Genomic DNA, 16633 nt, shown 5'->3' with positions numbered 1-16633 from the left:
AGCACTGCCACGGCACCCGCCGCGCGCGCCAAGGGATGGCGGGTTCAGTTCTGCGGATCAGCCGGGGCCTGCGCGTCCGCCGGCGCCGGGTCTGGCGTTTGCGCTGGTTCTGGTTCTGGCTCTGGCGCCGGGGCGGTCAGGATGCCGCTTTTCCAGATGCCCTCGGCGATCTGCCCGCTGGAATAGGTCAACTTGCCCTGACCCTCACGGCGGCCATCAAGAAACGCACCTTCATACCGGTCGCCATTGGGATAGGTGGCAATGCCGATGCCCTCGATCTTGCCCCGCGCCCATGCGCCTTCATAGCGAAAGCCATCGGCCATCACGATGCTGCCCGTGCCATGGCGCAGGCCCGCGTCAAAACTGCCGGTATAAACTGTGCCATCGGCATAGGTGGCCACACCCTGACCCTGCCGCTGGCCATTCACCCAGTCGCCATCATAACGATAGCCATCGGGCAGCGTCATCGCGCCCTTGCCATTCGGCTGGGCGGCAACAAAGGCCCCCGAATACACCGCCCCCGACAGATAGGTCGCCGTGCCATCACCTTCGATCACACCGGCTTTCCACGCCCCTTCATAGGTCGAACCATCGGCATAGACGATCTTGCCGATACCTTCGGCCTGATCGGCCACGACATCGCCTTCATACACCGACCCATCGGCAAAGGTGATCTTGCCCTTGCCCTGCAATCGGCCGCCAACCCAGTCGCCTTCAAACACCGTGCCATCGGTCGCGCGGAAAATGCCCTGACCCTCGCGCTTGTCGGCCACAAAGCCCCCGTCATAGCTGTCGCCATTGGCATGGGACATCTTGCCCGTGCCATCACGCAGGCCATCGACAAAGCCGCCTTCATACACATCGCCATTGGGCTGGGTCAGTTTGCCCTGACCGTTGATCTGGCCCGCCGCCCATCCGCCGACATAGGTCAGCCCGTCCGGCATCGTCAGCGTGCCCTGACCTTCGCGCATGTTGGCCTTCAGCTCGCCGTCATAGACTGTGCCATCGGCATAGGTGATCTTGCCCTTGCCCTCGCGCATGCCCTCAACCCAGCCCCCCTCATAGACCGAGCCACTGGCCCCGCGCATCACGCCGGTGCCATGGTGCTTGCCATCGACAAAGGCCCCCTCATAGACCGACCCATCAGGATAGCTGGCCACGCCTTGCCCCGTCATCCGCCCGCCGGTCCAGTCCCCTTCATAGCTGCCGCCATTGGCATAGGTGATCTTGCCCCGCCCCTCGGGCTTGCCCGCAGCGAACTGGCCTTCATAAAGCGAGCCATTGGGATAGCGCGCCACGCCCGTGCCGCGAATTTCGCCATCCACCCATTCGCCGGTATAGCTATAGCCGTTGGGCAGCGTATAGGTGCCGGTCCCATGCTGGCGACCATCGCGAAAGGTGCCCTCATAGAACGACCCGTCGTCATATTGCTTTGACAGAACCTCGCCGTCCTGGGCCAGCACCGCCGCAGGCCCTGCCAGCACCAGCATCGCCACCCCGACCAGACATCCTGCACCACGCCGCATCAACAGCCCCTTTGCATTTCCGTTGTGCAAACCCTAGCGATGGCGGCCTGCGCTGACAAGCAGGGCGGCCCCGATCCCCCGGCGGCGCTTTCCCTTTTGCGCCAACCTGCTAGAACCCCCAGGAAAGACCCAGTCAAGACGATGTGATGGAAAGGGCCCGCCATGGCCAGAGAGTTTCGCCTGACCCTTGCGCAACTGAACCCCACGGTGGGGGCGCTGGCCGCCAATGCCGACAAGGCCCGCATGGCCTGGGCTGCCGCCAAACAGGCCGGCAGCGACATGGTCGCCCTGACCGAGATGTTCATCACCGGCTATCAGACCCAGGATCTGATCCTGAAACCGGCCTTCGTGCGCGCCGCGATCGACGCGATCGAGTCCCTTGCCCGCGATTGCGCCGATGGCCCGGCCATGGCCATCGGCGGCCCGGCCCTGCAAGACCTGCGGTTGTTCAACGCCTATTACATCCTGCAAGGCGGCAAGATCACGGCCACGGTGCTGAAACACCACCTGCCCAATGACGCGGTCTTTGATGAAAAACGGCTGTTTTCGCCCGCCGATGTGCATGGCCCCTATCTGGTGAACGGGGTCCGCATCGGATCGCCCATCTGCGAAGATGCCTGGCATACGGATGTCTGCGAAACCCTTGCCGAAACCGGGGCCGAGATTTTGCTGGTGCCCAATGGCTCGCCCTATCATCGGGGCAAGCCCAACCTGCGGCTGAACCTGATGGTGTCGCGGGTCATCGAAACCGGCCTGCCGCTGGTCTATCTGAACATGGTGGGCGGGCAGGACGATCAGGTGTTTGACGGGTCCAGCATGGTCTTGAACCCCGGCGGCCATCTGGCGGTGCAAATGCCGCAATTCGACGAAAACCTGACCCATGTCACCTTTACCGAAACCGAAGATGGCTGGCGTGCGGCCCAAGGGGAAATCGCGCCGATCCCCCCGATTGGCGAGGCCGACTACCGCGCCTGCGTGCTGTCGGTGGCCGATTACTTTGCCAAGACCGGCTTTAAAAAGGCGGTGCTGGGCCTGTCGGGCGGCATCGATTCGGCCATCGTCGCGGCGATTGCGGCCGATGCCTTGGGCCCTGAAAACGTGCGCTGCGTGATGCTGCCGTCGGAATTCACCAGTGCCCATTCGCTGGAAGATGCCGAAAAATGCGCCCGCGCGCTGGGCTGTCGGCTGGATACCGTGCCGATCACGGCGGCGCAAAAGGCGGTGGCCGACACGCTGGCCCCCCTGTTTGACGGCACCGAGGAAGGCATCACCGAAGAAAACATCCAAAGCCGCCTGCGCGGTGTGATGCTGATGGCGATTTCCAACAAATATGGTGAAATGCTGCTGACCACCGGCAACAAATCGGAAATGGCCGTGGGCTATTGCACCATCTATGGCGACATGAACGGCGGCTATAACCCCGTCAAGGACATGTATAAAACCCGCATGTTCCTGACCGCGACCTGGCGCAACGAACACCACCGCGACTGGATGAAGGGCCCGGCGGGCGAGGTCATCCCGCAGCGCATCATCACCAAGCCGCCCAGTGCCGAATTGCGCGCCAACCAGACCGATCAGGACAGCCTGCCCCCCTATGAGGTGCTGGACGCCATTCTGGAAGGGCTGGTCGAGCGTGAGGCTTCGGTGGCCGATCTGGTGGCCGAAGGCTTTGACCGTGACACGGTGAAAAAGGTCGAACATCTGCTCTACATCGCGGAATACAAGCGGTTCCAATCCGCGCCCGGCACGCGGCTGACGCAAAAAGCGTTCTGGCTGGATCGCCGCTATCCCATCGCCAACCGCTGGCGCGATGACACCGGCCTCTAGGCCCGTGCCCGCCCTGTCGGTTTGCGCCGTGGTGGAAGGCAACCGGCTTGTCGGGGCGTTGCGCGTTGTGGTCTGGGCCCTGGCCGCCCTGGCCTTGGCGCTGGCTGTCGTGCTGGTGCGGCATGGGGGTCTGTCGGGCTTTGTGGCGCTGCTGGCTTTGGCGGGCGGGCTTGCGGGGCTTGGCCTTGCCGTGCCGCCCGCCGCACGGGGCCAGCCAATCCTTGACGCCACGGCCGATGGTCTGCGGCTTTATCCGCCGCATGTCCGGGGGGCTGTGCCGCCCGGTCTGGTGATGTGGTCAGACATCGCCGGGATCGCCGCTGTGCACTACCGCACCACACCCTGTCTGGTGATCACCTTCACGCCCCAGGGCGCCCGTCGGGCCGGACTGCGCCCCGCCAGTTGGGGGCCATCGGCGCTGCTGCGCTGGGCCACAACGCCCAAGGCGCGGTGCCGGGCGACGGTTTTGCCGATGTCTGTGCAAGACCTTGTGGCCCAGCTTCAGCCTGTCTTGGCGCTGCGGGGGCTGGCCTTGCACCGCGCGCCGTCGATGCTGGATTGCCATTGGCACCTGACAGCCGCCCCCGATTCGCTGCATCAGGGTTAACAGCCCGTGGCCCGCGCCTGTCTGCCGCCGGGGATGTATGCCCGGTGCACGGGGGGTGTACGCAGGGTGGCACCCCCAACTCTGGCGGAATTGGGGTATTAATCCTGCGATTCCAGCGGGTTAGATCGCCACCGCCGCCGCCTGTGGCATCAGCCGCATCACATCCTCGGCTTTGCACAACTGGGTGGCATCGGTCATCACCGCCGCCGCCGCCGCCGCCGAAGCCATGGCAAGCGCCGTGGCCGCATCCTGCCCCCGCGCCACGGCCAGAACATAGGCCGCGACAAAGCTGTCGCCCGCGCCAACGGTCGATTTCACCTTGACCTTGGGGGCCGGGGAAAACAGCCGTTCGGTGGCATTGGCCAGCACATTGCCTTCTGCCCCGCGGGCAACAATGACAGTCTTGGCCACGCCCTTCTTGACCATTTCCTGTGCGAAATCAGCGGTTTCCATACGCGTGGCCAGCTTGCGCCCGGCCAGCTCCTCGCCTTCTTCGCCGTCCATCCGCAGCACATCCAGACCGGGGATTGGCCGGTTCACAGCTTCAAACAGGGCCGCCCCCGAGGTATCCAGCACCACGCGGCTGCCCTCCATGCTGGCGGCCAGTTGCGCGGGGAAATCTGCAGGCACACCGGGGGGTTGGCTGCCCGAAATCACGCTGATCCCACCGGGCCGCGCCGTGGCCGCCAGCAGCGTGAACACCCGCGCCCGCTCTGCCTCGCCCCAAACCGGGCCGGGCAGCATGAACCGAAACTGCTTGCCGGAAGATTTCTCTGTTACTGTAAGGCTTTGCCGGGTTTCCCCCGGCCCCAGGATCGACAGGAACGTCACCCCATCCGCCCGGATCAGCCCGGCCAGCCGGTCGCCCGTCAGCCCCCCCAAAGCCACCAGCGCAAGGCTGTCACCGCCCAAGGCCTTGATCGCGCGGCTGACATTCAGCCCGCCACCACCCGGGTCAAGATGCGGGTCGGTGCAGCGCAGCTTGTGGCCGGGCAGAATGTCAGGCACCTCGGTCGCCATATCCAGCGCCGGGTTCAGGGTCAGGGTCAGGATGGGGGCTTGCATGGGCGGTCCTTTCGTCGCGCGTCATGTTAGCGCCAACAGCGACAATGGGAAAGCACCGATCCGCAGGGCAGACATGCTTTGGGGCCACCGTTTGCTGGATGGCCCCAAGGCTTTGCTGTCAAGGACTTAGCCGTTCAGCATCATCTGATAGCTGGCCGGAACGTAGCGAAAGCCGCTGCCCTGCGCCTCGACATAGCCCATGCCGGGGAAGGGCATGTGATAGCCGATAAAGGGCATCTTGTCGGCGGCCAGCATGCCAAACACATCGCGCCGCGCCTGCGCCGCCGCAGCCTTGTCGGCGTCAAAGCGCACTTCCCAGTCAGGCTGGGCCAGCGAGAAGACATAGTGGTTCGCGGTATCGGCGGTGATCGCCAGCGCCTTGCCTTCGCTTTCCAGCATATAGATCATATGCCCCGGCGTATGCCCCGCCGCCATCTTGGCGGTGATGCCACTGGCCACGCTGCCACCATCGTCAAGGAAGGTGAACTTGTCGTTCATCGGCGCCACGTTCTTGTCAAAGCCTTCATTCCCGGCCGTTGACCAGTGGTTATGCTCGACCGAACCGGTGACATAGCGCGCATTGGCAAAGGTGGGCGTGCCTTCGGCGGTCATCATGCCACCGATATGGTCGCCATGCATGTGGGTCAGAACCACCACATCCACCATGTCAGGGCTGATGCCCGCCGCAGCAAGTGCCGCCCCGGTGCCCTCGGCGCTCAGGCCCGTGTCGAACAGCACCAATTCGGCGCCGGTGTTCACAAGGGTGGGGGTGAAGAAGAACTGGGCCACATCGGTGGGCAGAAAGGCGGCCTCTGCCGTGGCGGCAAAGTCTTCGGGCGTGGCGTTCAGGCCAAAGATTTCATTGGGCTTTTCCACCGGACGGGTGCCGGCCAACAGGGTTGTCACCTCAAACCCGCCCAGTTTGAAACGGTTGAACACAGGCGTCTGCGAGCCTTGCATTTCAACGGCAGCCATGGCCGGGCGGGCGGTCAGCAGGCTGGGGGCCAATGGCAGGGCGGCAGCCGCCATCAGGGCCGAGCGGCGAGAGATCAGGCGCGAGGTCATGGGGTTCTCCTTGGTCGTTGTCTGCCATTAAGGTAGGGGCAGAATGCCGCAGGTCGAGTCACAGGACCGTCAGCCCCGTGCATTGGCGCACAGGCGCTGTGCACTGGGTGGGCATCTAAAGGGCTATTCCCACCACGGATCAATCCGCGCGATGTCTTCATCCGACCAGCCGAAATGATGCGCCAATTCGTGCACCAGAACATGGGTCACCAACTCTTGCAGCGAAACATCGCCCCGGTCAGCCCATTCATCCAGAATGGGGCGGCGAAACAGCCAGATCACATCCGGATGCACCACCTGATCGGCCACTGACTTTTCCGTCAGCGGGATGCCGTCATAAAGCCCCGTCAGTTCAAACGGATCATGCAGATCCATCGCCTCTAGCACATCATCTGGGGCGAAATCCTCGATCCGCAGCACGATATGGGTGGCTGCTGCCCGATATACCTCGGGCAGGCCAGCAATGGCGCCATGGGCAAGCTGTTCGAACAGCGCAAGGTCAGGGGCGATGGCATCGGGCGAAATCTGGGTCATGCGCTGAATATAGGCGCAGGCGCAGGCTCGCGAAAGTGCGGACGACTTTGACAATTCCGGGGCCGTGTGACAGGGAAGGGCGGTTGAAGGAGCCCATCCATGACCGTCACCCGTTTCGCCCCGTCGCCTACCGGCTATATTCATGTCGGCAACCTGCGCACTGCGCTGATGAACTATCTGATCGCCAGGAAATCGGGCGGGCAGTTCATCCTGCGTCTGGATGACACCGATCAGGAACGGTCAAAGCAGGAATATGCCGATCAGATCATGCGCGATCTGGAATGGCTGGGCCTGCATTGGGACCGGGTGGAAAAGCAATCGCTGCGGCTGGAACGCTATCGCGAGGCCGCCGAAGACCTGAAGGCCAAGGGCAAGTTCTATGAGGTGTTTGAATCGCCCACGGAACTGGACCTGAAGCGCAAAAAGCAGCTGAACATGGGCAAGCCCCCGGTCTATGACCGTGCGGGGCTAAACCTGTCCGAGGCCGACAAGGCCAAGCTGCGCGCCGAGGGGCGGGCAGGCTATTGGCGTTTTCTGCTGGATCAGGAACGGATCGAGTGGAACGACGGCATTCTGGGCGATATCTCGATTGATGCGGCCAGCGTGTCTGATCCGGTGCTGATCCGCGCCGATGGGCAGGTGCTTTATACCTTTGCCAGCTCGGTCGATGATATTGATATGGGCGTGACCTTTATCGTGCGTGGCGCCGACCATGTGACGAACACGGCGACGCAAATTCAGATCATGAAGGCGATGGGGGGCACCCCGCCCAACTTTGCCCACCATTCGCTGCTGACCGGCGCCAAGGGCGAAGAGCTGTCGAAACGTCTGGGCACGCTTTCGCTGAAAGACCTGCGTGCCCAAGGGGTTGAGGCGATGGCGCTGCTGAGCCTGATGGCCCGCCTTGGCTCGTCTCGTCCGGTGGAATTGTTTGCCAATATCGACGAATTGGCCGAAGGCTTTGACGTGGGCACCTTTGGCGCGGCCCCGACCAAGTTCGATGCCGAAGACCTGTTCCCGCTGACCCGCGGTTATGTGCAGGGCCTGCCCTTTGCGCAGGTGCAAGACCGCATTGCCGCCCTGGGTGTGCCCGCCGACAAGGCCGAACAGTTCTGGGATGTGGCCAAGGGCAACATCACGGTTCTGGCCGATCTGGAGGCGTGGTGGCATCTGTTCCGCGATGGGGCGACCCCGCTGGTGGCCGATGAAGACCGGGACTTCGTGGCGCAGGCTTTGGCGATGTTGCCGCCGCAGCCCTGGACCACCACCACCTGGAGCGAGTGGACCGCTGCGGTGAAAGAGGCGACGGGGCGCAAGGGCAAAGGCCTGTTCATGCCGCTGCGCAAGGCGATGACAGGGCGCGAGAATGGCCCCGAAATGGCCGATGTGATGCCGCTTCTGGCCAAGGCCCCGACCCTGGGGGCCTGACCTTGGCCCCCGCAAGGTGACGATCAACAACGGGGGCAATGGCAATGGCAACGATCACCACGGCAAAGGCGGGCAGGGGCGGGGCCCCGGCCCGGTTTGTTGAAGGCAATCTGTTTCGCCATGTCGTGGTGATGAGCCTGACCTCATCCGTCGGATTGATGGCGATCTTTGTCGTCGATCTGGTGAACATCCTTTACATTTCATGGCTGGAAGACCCGGTGGCCACGGCTGCCGTGGGTTATGCCGGGGCGGTGCTGTTTTTCACCACCAGTTTCGGGATTGGCATCTCAATCGCGGTCTCGGCGCTTGTTGCGCGCGCCTTGGGGCAGCGTGACCCCGATCTTGCGCGCAGGCGCGCCACCAATGGGCTTGCCCTTGGGCTTGGCGTCGGCCTTTTGTTCACGCTGGTGGTCTGGGCGCTGTTGGGGCCCATTGTGCGGGCGCTTGGCGCCGTGGGCGAGACCGAGGCGATGACGGTGCATTTCCTGCGCATCGTGGTTGCGGGGCAGCCGTTGTTGATGGTGGGGATCATCGCCTCGGCCATTTTGCGCAGCCATGGCGATGCGCGGCGGGCCATGATGGTTACGGTCTGGGGCGCGGTAGTGTTGGCGATCTTTGACCCCATTCTGATCTTTGGTCTTGATCTGGGCCTGACCGGCGCGGCGCTGGCCGGAATCTTGTCGCGGCTGGCCATCTGCCTTTTTGGCATCTGGCCGATCTTGCGCCACCACGGCGGCTTTTCCCCGATTTCGGCGACGGGCTTTGCCGAAGACTGGCGCGGATTGGGCGGGATCGCGGGTCCAGCCATCCTGACCCAGGTGGCCACCCCGATGGGGCAGGCGTTGGTGACGCGGTTGATCGCGCCCTATGGCGAGGCGGCGGTGGCCGGCATGGCGATCACCGGGCGGCTGACACCGGTGGCCTTGGGCATCATCTTTGCGCTGTCTGGGGCCCTGGGGCCGATCATCGGGCAGAATTTCGGGGCGGGCCGGATCGATCGGGTGCGGCGCGCGTTCTGGGATGCCATCGTTTTCATGGGGCTGGTCGTGGGGCTGGTGACTCTGGTTTTGTTCGTGCTGCGCGGCCCCCTTGCCGATCTGTTCCGGGCCGAGGGCGTGACGCGTGATCTGATTTACCTGTTCTGCGGCCCTTTGTGCCTGCTGTTCTTTTTCAACGGGTTGATCTTTGTTTCGAATGCGGCCTGCAACAATCTGGGGCGGCCGTTTCAGTCAACGCTGGTGAACTGGGGGCGCCACACGCTGGGCACCGTGCCCTTTGCGCTGTGGCTGGCTGGGTCTTTGGGGCCGCAGGGCGTGCTGATCGGGCAGGCGGTTGGCGGGGTGCTGTTTGGGCTGGTGGCGGTCTGGCTGGCGCTGCGGGTGATCAACCGGACGGCATGATCCGCGCGCCTGCTTGCGCAAGACCTTCATCCACCACGCGCCGTTCTGCCGCGGTCAGCACCTGATGGCGCGGATAGCTGGGGTTGGCGCGGTCATTCAGAACCGGGGCCTGCCAGCCATGGGTGGTGGCAAAGAAATGCGCCGCCCCCTGTGGCCCGAATTCGCGCAAGAACCCCTGCACAACGGCATCGATATACGACAGGATCAGCGGATTGGCCGTGGTTGGCGGCAGATGATCATCGGCAGGCACGGCATAGACCTGCACCGGAACCGGTTTGTCATCGACAAGCGTCGTTTCGGGCTGGCGCAAATAGGCATATTCGCGTGCGTCGAGTGCAGCCCAGTCAGCGCCTGGAACCTGGGCCACAAGCCCCAGGATCTGGCTGCCGGTGGCGCGCTCGACCGACAGAAAAGCGACGGGGCGGCTGGCCACATGGACCCAGACGCGTCGCCACCCCAACAGGCTGGCGGGCCGTGGCCTTGGGTAGTCATGGGTGGCCCGGTTGACCAGCGACCCATAACCAAAGAAATGCGGCTGATCCAAGGGCATGTGTCGCTTTTTCCCTGTATACTGTCGTATCCTTTTTCCTCTTGCCATGGATCGGGGACACAGGCTAGAGCTTGAACTGTCAGGATCGGGAGAATCCGGGTGGCCCAGCATGGGGCAGATCCGGTGCCGAAGGAGCAACCGCCCCGGTAAACTCTCAGGCGCAAGGGACCGTTTCTGGCATCAGACTCTGGAGAGTGGCCCCTTGGGGCCCGCCGAAGGGATAACGATCTCAGGCGCCCGTCAGGGCAAGGACAGAGGGGGCATCGTGGGGCAGGGATTGGCCTGCCCAAACGGTGCCGGAGCGACCTTTCCGGCCGGGCAAGGAGAGGCGATTTGACCGAATCCAATGACGATGGCCTAAAGCGGCTTGGTCTGCATGACCTGCATCTGTCGCTTGGGGGCAAGATGGTGCCCTTTGCGGGCTATGAAATGCCGGTGCAATACCCCGCTGGCGTGATGAAAGAGCATCTGCACACCCGCACGGCGGCGGGCCTGTTTGATGTCAGCCATATGGGGCAGGTGATCTTGCGCCCCAAGGCCGACATGGCGGCACTGGTCGCGGGGTTTGAGGCGATGATGCCCGTCGATGTGGCCGGGCTGGGGCAGGGGCGGCAGCGCTATGGCCTGTTCACCAATGATCAGGGTGGCATTCTGGACGATTTGATGTTCGCCAATCGGGGCGATCATCTGTTCGTGGTGGTCAATGCGGCCTGCAAGGTGGCCGACATTGCCCATATGACGGCCCACCTGTCCGATGTGGCCGATGTGGTGGCCATCACCGACCGCGCCTTGCTGGCGCTGCAGGGGCCTTTGGCCGAACAGGCTTTGGCGCGGCTGGTGCCGGGCGTGGCGGCGATGCGGTTCATGGATGTGGCGGTTTTCGACACGGATTTTGGCGCTTTGTGGGTGTCACGCTCGGGCTATACGGGCGAGGACGGCTATGAAATCTCGGTCCCCGATGCCGGGGCGCCGGCTTTGGCGCGGGCGCTGCTGGCCATGGCCGAGGTGCAGCCCATTGGCCTTGGTGCGCGTGACAGCCTGCGGCTGGAGGCGGGGTTGTGCCTTTACGGCCATGACATCGACACGGGCACCACGCCGGTCGAAGCGGGGCTGAACTGGGCTATCCAAAAGGCGCGTCGCACGGGCGGCGCGCGCGCAGGGGGCTTTCCGGGGGCCGATGCCATCTTGCATCAGTTGGCCGAGGGCCCCGACCGGCGGCGCGTTGGCCTGCGCCCCGAAGGCCGGGCCCCGATGCGCGAGGGGACAGCCCTGTTTTGCCCCGATGGCACCCCGGTGGGGCATGTCACCTCGGGCGGGTTTGGCCCCAGTGTCGAGGCCCCAGTGGCCATGGGCTATGTCGCGGCCAGCCACGCCACCCCCGGCACGGCCCTGATGGGCGAGGTGCGCGGCAAGCGCCTGCCCGTGACGGTTTGTGATCTTCCTTTCCATCCAACAACCTACAAGCGCTGAGGCGATCAGATGAAATACACGAAAGAACATGAATGGCTGAAGGTCGAAGGCGATCTGGTGGTCGTTGGGATCACAGAACATGCCGCCACCCAACTGGGCGATGTGGTGTTCGTCGAACTGCCCGAGATCGAGACCATGGTTTCGACCGGGGATGAAGTCGTGGTGATCGAAAGCGTCAAAGCCGCGTCAGACATTCTGGCCCCGCTGGATGGCGAGATTGTCGAAGTGAATGACAAGCTGGTGGATAAGCCCGCACTGGTGAACGAAGATCCGGTGGGCGAGGCGTGGTTCTTCAAGATGAAGATCGACGATATGTCGGCGCTGGACGACTACATGGATGAGGATGAATACAACGATTACATCGGGTGATCGTTGCCGGACCCTGCACAGGGTCCGGGCCGTTTTCTTGAAAGAAAACGGTCAAAATCCTTGCAAGGATTTTGGCGGGCGCGTGGGTGCCCGCCGGGGAACTCATTTTCAGGAAGCCGGACATGACCTACACCCCCGTCGCCTATAACCCCTATGATTTCGCCAACCGCCGCCATATCGGCCCTTCTCCTGCCGAGATGGCCGAGATGCTGCAAGCCGTCGGTGTGGCGTCGCTGGACGATCTGATCGACCAGACCGTGCCCAAGTCGATCCGCCAGTCCACGCCCCTGGGCTGGGCCCCCCTGGCCGAGCATGAGCTGTTGGAACGGATGCGGCAGGTTGGCAGCCGCAACAAGGTGATGACCAGCCTGATCGGGCAGGGCTATTACGGCACCGTCACCCCGCCGGCCATTCAGCGCAACATTCTGGAAAATCCGGCTTGGTACACGGCCTATACCCCCTATCAGCCCGAGATTGCCCAAGGTCGGCTTGAGGCATTGCTGAACTACCAGACCATGGTGGCCGATCTGACCGGCCTGCCCGTTGCCAATGCCAGCCTGCTGGACGAGGCTACTGCCGCGGCCGAAGCGATGACGATGGCGCAACGCTCGGCCAAATCCAAGGCGACGGCATTTTTCGTCGATCGGTTCTGCCACCCGCAGACCATTGCCGTGATCAAGACCCGGGCTTTGCCGCTGGGGATCGAGATCATCGAAGATATGGTGGAAAACCTTGACCCCACCCGGGTCTTTGGGGCGATCTTCCAGTATCCGGGCAGCTATGGCCATGTGCGCGACTTCACCGACCAGATCGCCGCGCTGCATCAGGCCAAGGCGATTGCCATTGTCGCCACCGACCTGCTGGCCTTGTGCATGCTGAAAGAACCGGGTGCGATGGGGGCCGATATCGCTGTTGGCTCGGCGCAGCGCTTTGGGGTGCAGATGGGGTATGGCGGGCCGCACGCGGCCTTTATGTCGTGCCGCGATGATCTGAAGCGGTCGATGCCGGGCCGGATTGTCGGCGTGTCGATCGACAGCCGCGGCAACAAGGCTTATCGTCTGTCGCTGCAAACCCGCGAACAGCATATCCGCCGCGAAAAGGCCACGTCGAACGTCTGCACGGCGCAGGCGCTGCTGGCGGTGATGGCCAGCATGTATGCCGTGTTTCACGGGCCGATGGGCCTGCGCGCCATTGCCGAGCGGGTGCATTTCCTGACCACGCGCCTTGCCCGCGCACTAAAGGCGGCGGGGGCCAAGGTGTCGCCCAAGGCGTTCTTTGACACGATCACGGTTGAGGTGGGGGTGGGCCAGACCGGCATTCTGGCCGCAGCCCGGCAAGAAGGGTTGAATTTCCGCAAGATCGGCAACGATCGTGTGGGCATAAGCCTTGATGAAACCACGGATGAGCGCGTGCTGGTGCGCGTCCTGCGGGCCTTTGGCATTGATGGGGTGCCGCCGCATCGGGCGACCTTGGGCTTTCCCGAAATCATGGTGCGCGAAACCGACTATCTGACCCACCCGGTCTTTCACATGAACCGGGCGGAATCCGAGATGATGCGCTATATGCGCCGCCTGTCGGACCGTGACCTTGCGCTGGACCGTGCGATGATCCCGCTGGGGTCATGCACGATGAAGCTGAACGCCGCCGCCGAGATGATGCCGATCACCTGGCCCGAGTTTGGCAGCCTGCATCCCTTTGCCCCCGCCGATCAGGCGCAGGGCTATGCCGAGGCAATTGCCGATCTGAAAGGCAAGCTGTGCGAGATCACCGGATATGATGACTTCTCGATGCAGCCCAATTCTGGGGCACAGGGCGAATATGCGGGTCTGCTGACCATTCAGGCCTATCACCGGTCGCGTGGCGAAGGGCATCGCGACATCTGCCTGATCCCGGTTTCGGCCCATGGCACCAACCCGGCTTCGGCGCAGATGGTGGGAATGAAGGTCGTGGTGGTGAAATCGGCCCCGAACGGCGATGTGGATGTTGAAGATTTCCGCGCCAAGGCCGAAGCCGCGGGCAAGAACCTTGCTGCCTGCATGATCACTTATCCCAGCACCCATGGCGTGTTTGAGGAAACGGTGCGCGAGGTCTGCAGCATCACGCATGAATTCGGCGGGCAGGTCTATATCGACGGTGCGAATATGAACGCGCTGGTCGGCCTTGTGAAACCGGGCGAGATTGGCGGCGATGTCAGCCACCTGAACCTGCACAAGACCTTTGCCATTCCGCATGGCGGTGGTGGCCCCGGCATGGGCCCCATTGGCGTGCGCGCGCATCTGGCACCGCATCTGCCGGGCCACCCGGAAACGGGCGGGGCCGAGGGGCCGGTTTCGGCCGCACCGTTCGGCAGCGCCTCGATCCTGCTGATCTCATGGGCCTATTGCCTGATGATGGGGGGCGAGGGGCTGACGCAGGCCACCCGCGTGGCGATTCTGAATGCCAATTACATCGCCGCCCGTCTGGCCGGGGCCTTCCCGATCTTGTTCATGGGCAACAAGGGCCGTGTGGCGCATGAATGCATTCTGGATACCCGGCCCTTTGCCGAATTTGGTGTTACCGTGGATGACATCGCCAAACGGCTGATTGACAACGGGTTCCATGCGCCGACCATGAGTTGGCCGGTGGCAGGCACGCTGATGGTGGAACCGACCGAAAGCGAGACCAAGGCCGAGATTGATCGCTTTATCACGGCGCTTCTGGCCATCCGTGACGAGATCCGGGCGGTGGAAGCGGGCGAGATCAGCGCCGAAGACAGCCCGCTGCGCCATGCTCCGCATACGGTGAATGATCTGGTGGCCGAGTGGGATCGCAAATACAGCCGCGAACAGGGGTGCTTCCCGCCGGGCGCGTTCCGCGTTGACAAATACTGGCCGCCCGTCGGGCGGGTGGACAATGTCTATGGCGATCGCAACCTGATTTGCATCTGCCCCCCTGTCGAAAGCTATGCCGAGGCGGCAGAGTAAGACAAAGGGGCCATGGCGCAAGCGGTGGCCCCTTTGCTTTTTGGCGGTGGCAGAGGGGGTGGGGCAGGTTCCCCCTTGCGCGCGCCTGCGCAGATTGCGACGATGCCTGTAAGGAGAACCACAATGATCGACATCAGCCCATCCAAAGTCGTGCAGGTGATCTTGCTGCACCGAGAGGGTCCAGCCGCAGACAGCCAGTTGAAACCCTTTATCGATGATCTGAACGACGACGAAAAAGCCCATCTGACGGCGATTGCCTGGGTTGGGCGCGGCTCGTTCGAGCCTGAGGATTACGCCGAGGCCGTGCAGACCGCGATCCATGAGGCGACGACGCCAACCGCCGATTACCTGATCGGGATGCCCCATCTGGCGGAAAACCTTGAGGCGGGGCTAGAGGCGTTGGGTGTTGATGTCAGCGGTGAGGAAGAAGACCTGCTCTGACCCCTTGCAAACCGGGACGGGCGTTCAAATATATTCGACAAGTCGAATGTAAGGAGTCGCCATGGCCGATACAGCAAAACTTGTCTGCATGACCTGTGGTCAGGCCAATCGTGTGCCTTTGGCGCGGCTGACCGAACGCCCGATTTGCGGCAGTTGCGGCGATCCGCTGATCACGGGCAAGGTGGCCGAGCTGGATGCCGCCACACATGACAAAGCCACGCGGGGCGACGATCTGCCGTTGTTGGTGGATTACTGGGCGCCGTGGTGTGGCCCCTGCCGGATGATGGCCCCCGAATTTGCCAAGGCGGCGCAGACGCTTGGCGCCAAGGCCCGGTTGGCGAAACTGAATACCGAAGACCATCCGACGGTGTCGCAGCGGGCAGGCATCCGGGGTATCCCGGCGCTGATCCTGTATCGCAAGGGGCGCGAAATCGCGCGCCTGGCCGGTGCCCGCCCGGCGGCGGATATCGTGGCTTTCGTGCAGTCGAATACCGGGGCTGTGCCAGGCTGACTTGGGGCGCCGCCGTGCCCCTGATCGGGCCCGGCGGTCGCTTGACAACAGCAAGGGCCTTTGCCAGAAAGTCGGTGATTGGGGCAGTAGCTCAGTTGGGAGAGCGCGTCGTTCGCAATGACGAGGTCAGGGGTTCGATCCCCCTCTGCTCCACCAGTCATCCGGCTTTTAGTGGCGCTGATCCGGCTGTTTGACCTTGGCCACGATATAGGGGTTTTGGGGGCGGCTGCCAAAAGCACGGTGCTCGACGATCTCAAACCCGGCATCGGACAAGGCTGTTTGCAGGCCCTGCTGGCTTAGCGACGCGGCATCGGGGAAAAGCCCGATCAGCCGCAGCCCGACAAAGAGCACCCGCAGCTTGAGCGGCAGGTCGGCAAAGCACCATGTCTTGCTGATCAACAGCCCGTCGGGCTTTAGCTGATCACGGCAGTGCTGCAACACGGTGGGCAGGTCATCCACCAGATGCAGCACGTTAAAGGCGCAGATCGCATCGAACGGGCCCGTGTGCAGGGCGCTGTCGGCGGTGGCCACCACAAAGCACAGCGTGTCGGGCGCGGGCTTTGATTGGGCAATGCGGATCATTTCCTGAGAGAAGTCGGTGGCAATATAGCTGGCAACGCCACCTGACAGCCTGATCGCCGTGCCACCAGTGCCGCAACCGATTTCCAGCACATGATCACCGGGCTTCAGGCGTGCGGTGACGGCTGTCAGTAGGGCCTCATAGGCGGTGACATCCTTGATCTGCCGGGCGGCATAGCGATCTGCAAAACGGTTCCAGAACCGCTGCTGGCGGGTTTGTGCCACTGGCGGGGCGGGGCGGGATAGAACACTCATCAAGACGCCTTTCGGCCAAAGGGGAAGCGCGGGCCAAGGCCGC

At 63.3% G+C, this 16633-nt stretch carries 15 protein-coding genes, 1 tRNA gene and 1 riboswitch; of the genes, 10 read left to right on the top strand and 6 right to left on the bottom strand.

Going from position 1 to position 16633, the window contains the following annotated elements; translation table 11 throughout:
- Positions 1-44 precede the first annotated feature (44 nt).
- Entirely contained in the window at positions 45-1526 is a 1482-nt protein-coding gene (locus tag V3C85_RS13675) for an MORN repeat-containing protein (RefSeq protein ID WP_331795697.1), read from the bottom strand.
- Positions 1527-1688: 162 nt separating this feature from the next.
- Here V3C85_RS13675 and V3C85_RS13670 point away from each other — a divergent pair, with 162 nt between their 5' ends.
- Positions 1689-3353, top strand: a complete 1665-nt coding sequence (locus V3C85_RS13670; protein ID WP_331795695.1) for an NAD+ synthase — start codon at positions 1689-1691, stop codon at positions 3351-3353.
- Entirely contained in the window at positions 3337-3960 is a 624-nt protein-coding gene (locus V3C85_RS13665; RefSeq protein WP_331795694.1) for a hypothetical protein, read from the top strand. Before V3C85_RS13670 ends, V3C85_RS13665 begins: the two co-directional genes overlap by 17 nt.
- 120 nt (positions 3961-4080) lie before the next feature.
- On the opposite strand, the gene V3C85_RS13660 is transcribed toward V3C85_RS13665, so the two are convergent.
- The 3 genes from V3C85_RS13660 to V3C85_RS13650 all read right to left on the bottom strand — a co-directional run bounded on the left by V3C85_RS13660 (position 4081) and on the right by V3C85_RS13650 (position 6624).
- Positions 4081-5025, bottom strand: coding sequence for a 1-phosphofructokinase family hexose kinase (locus tag V3C85_RS13660; protein ID WP_331795692.1), 945 nt, complete (start codon positions 5023-5025; stop codon positions 4081-4083).
- A 126-nt stretch (positions 5026-5151) separates the two neighbouring features.
- Complete coding sequence (locus tag V3C85_RS13655; protein ID WP_331795690.1) at positions 5152-6090, bottom strand: MBL fold metallo-hydrolase; 939 nt, start codon at positions 6088-6090, stop codon at positions 5152-5154.
- A 123-nt stretch (positions 6091-6213) separates the two neighbouring features.
- Positions 6214-6624 carry a metallopeptidase family protein gene (locus tag V3C85_RS13650; RefSeq protein ID WP_331795688.1) on the bottom strand — a complete coding sequence of 137 codons (411 nt, stop codon included), beginning with the start codon at positions 6622-6624 and terminating at the stop codon, positions 6214-6216.
- Positions 6625-6723: 99 nt separating this feature from the next.
- On the opposite strand from V3C85_RS13650, the gene gltX reads away from it, so the two are divergent.
- Positions 6724-8052: a glutamate--tRNA ligase gene (gltX, locus tag V3C85_RS13645; RefSeq protein WP_331795687.1), complete on the top strand. Its 1329-nt coding sequence runs from the start codon at positions 6724-6726 to the stop codon at positions 8050-8052.
- A 44-nt stretch (positions 8053-8096) separates the two neighbouring features.
- The gene (locus V3C85_RS13640) at positions 8097-9452 is read left to right on the top strand and encodes an MATE family efflux transporter (RefSeq protein WP_331795685.1); all 1356 of its coding nucleotides are present in this window, start codon (positions 8097-8099) and stop codon (positions 9450-9452) included.
- On the opposite strand, the gene V3C85_RS13635 is transcribed toward V3C85_RS13640, so the two are convergent.
- Positions 9436-10002, bottom strand: a complete 567-nt coding sequence (locus tag V3C85_RS13635) for a gamma-glutamylcyclotransferase family protein (protein ID WP_331795684.1) — start codon at positions 10000-10002, stop codon at positions 9436-9438. The genes V3C85_RS13640 and V3C85_RS13635 overlap by 17 nt on opposite strands.
- 76 nt (positions 10003-10078) lie before the next feature.
- Positions 10079-10183, top strand: a riboswitch (glycine riboswitch).
- 152 nt (positions 10184-10335) lie between these two features.
- Here V3C85_RS13635 and gcvT point away from each other — a divergent pair.
- From gcvT to V3C85_RS13605, 6 genes are all read left to right on the top strand, one after another.
- A complete protein-coding gene (gene gcvT / locus V3C85_RS13630) occupies positions 10336-11472 on the top strand; it encodes a glycine cleavage system aminomethyltransferase GcvT (RefSeq protein WP_331795683.1) in 1137 nt (378 codons plus the stop codon).
- 9 nt (positions 11473-11481) lie between these two features.
- Positions 11482-11841, top strand: a complete 360-nt coding sequence (gcvH, locus tag V3C85_RS13625) for a glycine cleavage system protein GcvH (protein ID WP_331795681.1) — start codon at positions 11482-11484, stop codon at positions 11839-11841.
- 122 nt (positions 11842-11963) lie between these two features.
- Positions 11964-14804, top strand: a complete 2841-nt coding sequence (gene gcvP / locus V3C85_RS13620; RefSeq protein ID WP_331795680.1) for an aminomethyl-transferring glycine dehydrogenase — start codon at positions 11964-11966, stop codon at positions 14802-14804.
- Between the two features lie 123 nt (positions 14805-14927).
- The gene (locus V3C85_RS13615) at positions 14928-15245 is read left to right on the top strand and encodes a DUF3775 domain-containing protein (RefSeq protein ID WP_331795678.1); all 318 of its coding nucleotides are present in this window, start codon (positions 14928-14930) and stop codon (positions 15243-15245) included.
- A gap of 61 nt (positions 15246-15306) precedes the next feature.
- Positions 15307-15756 carry a thioredoxin TrxC gene (gene trxC / locus V3C85_RS13610; RefSeq protein ID WP_331795676.1) on the top strand — a complete coding sequence of 150 codons (450 nt, stop codon included), beginning with the start codon at positions 15307-15309 and terminating at the stop codon, positions 15754-15756.
- An 80-nt stretch (positions 15757-15836) separates the two neighbouring features.
- A tRNA-Ala gene (locus tag V3C85_RS13605) sits at positions 15837-15912 on the top strand.
- Positions 15913-15924: 12 nt separating this feature from the next.
- On the opposite strand, the gene V3C85_RS13600 is transcribed toward V3C85_RS13605, so the two are convergent.
- A complete protein-coding gene (locus V3C85_RS13600; RefSeq protein ID WP_331795674.1) occupies positions 15925-16590 on the bottom strand; it encodes a class I SAM-dependent methyltransferase in 666 nt (221 codons plus the stop codon).
- Between the last annotated feature and the right edge of the window lie 43 nt (positions 16591-16633).

The sequence above is a fragment of the Pseudotabrizicola sp. L79 genome, assembly GCF_036553525.1.
Classification (GTDB): Bacteria; Pseudomonadota; Alphaproteobacteria; order Rhodobacterales; family Rhodobacteraceae; genus Pseudotabrizicola.
Note: the sequence above shows the minus strand (reverse complement) of the source record. Positions and strands in the feature narration are given on the sequence as shown.